The organism is Streptomyces sp. NPDC058326, from assembly GCF_042879855.1.
In the GTDB taxonomy this organism is placed as follows: Bacteria; Actinomycetota; Actinomycetes; order Streptomycetales; family Streptomycetaceae; genus Streptomyces.
In genome coordinates, this window is sequence record NZ_JBHVZO010000036.1 from 1 (window position 1) to 1,520 (window position 1,520).

1 protein-coding gene is annotated in these 1,520 nt (G+C 68.7%); it reads left to right on the forward strand.

Annotation, left to right across the window (positions count from 1 at the left end):
* Positions 1–1,520, forward strand: a 1,520-nt coding sequence (locus ACFVYX_RS33625) for an acyl-CoA carboxylase subunit beta (protein WP_389685304.1), incomplete at both ends; no start/stop codon positions are given.

Genomic DNA, 1,520 nt, shown 5'->3' on the forward strand with positions numbered 1-1,520 from the left:
CTGCACGTCCTGCGTGAGCAGGCGCTTCGCGGCCCGAGTGACCGGGCGACCGAGGCCCAGCACGCGAAGGGCAAGCTGACGGCCCGCGAGCGCATCGAGCTGCTGCTCGATCCTGGTTCGTTCAGCGAGGTCGAGCAGCTGCGCCGGCACCGCGCGCAGGGCTTCGGCCTGGAGACGAAGAAGCCGTACACCGACGGTGTGATCACCGGCTGGGGCACGGTGGAGGGCCGCACGGTCTTCGTCTACGCGCACGATTTCCGGATCTTCGGCGGGGCGCTGGGCGAGGCCCACGCGACGAAGATCCACAAGATCATGGACATGGCCATCGCGGCCGGTGCTCCGCTGGTCTCGCTGAACGACGGCGCGGGCGCCCGGATCCAGGAGGGTGTCTCCGCTCTCGCCGGGTACGGCGGGATCTTCCAGCGCAACACGCGTGCCTCGGGTGTCATCCCGCAGATCTCGGTGATGCTCGGCCCGTGCGCCGGCGGCGCCGCCTACAGCCCGGCGCTGACCGACTTCATCTTCATGGTCCGTGAGACCTCGCAGATGTTCATCACCGGGCCGGACGTCGTCAAGGCGGTCACCGGCGAGGAGATCACCCAGAACGGACTCGGCGGCGCCGACGTCCACGCGGGTGTCTCCGGTGTCTCCCACTTCGCCTACGACGACGAGGAGACCTGCATCGCCGAGGTCCGCTACCTCCTGTCGATGCTCCCGCAGAACAACCGCGAGAACCCCCCGGCCGTCGCCTCCCAGGACCCGGCCGACCGCCGCTCCGAGGTCCTGCTCGACCTGGTCCCGGCCGACGGCAACCGCCCCTACGACATGCACAAGGTCATCGAGGAACTCGTCGACGACGGCGACCTCCTGGAGATCCACGAACGCTGGGCCCGCAACATCATCTGCGCGCTCGCCCGGCTCGACGGCCAGGTCGTCGGTATCGTCGCCAACCAGCCCCAGACCCTGGCCGGCGTCCTGGACATCGAGGCCTCCGAGAAGGCCGCCCGCTTCGTGCAGATGTGCGACGCCTTCAACATCCCGATCATCACCCTTCTGGACGTGCCCGGCTTCCTGCCGGGCGTCGACCAGGAGCACGGTGGAATCATCAGGCACGGCGCGAAGCTGCTCTACGCGTACTGCAACGCGACCGTGCCCCGGATCTCCCTGATCCTGCGCAAGGCCTACGGCGGCGCCTACATCGTCATGGACTCCCAGTCCATCGGCGCCGACCTGACGTACGCCTGGCCCACCAACGAGATCGCCGTCATGGGCGCCGAGGGCGCCGCCAACGTGATCTTCCGCAAGCAGATCGCCGAGGCCGAGGACCCCGAAGCCATGCGCACCCGCATGGTCAAGGAGTACAAGGCCGAGCTGATGCACCCGTACTACGCGGCCGAACGCGGCCTGGTCGACGACGTCATCGACCCCGCCGACACCCGCCAGGTACTCATCAGGTCCCTCGCGATGCTCCGCACCAAGCACGCCGACCTGCCGTCCCGCAAGCACGGCAACCCGCCTCA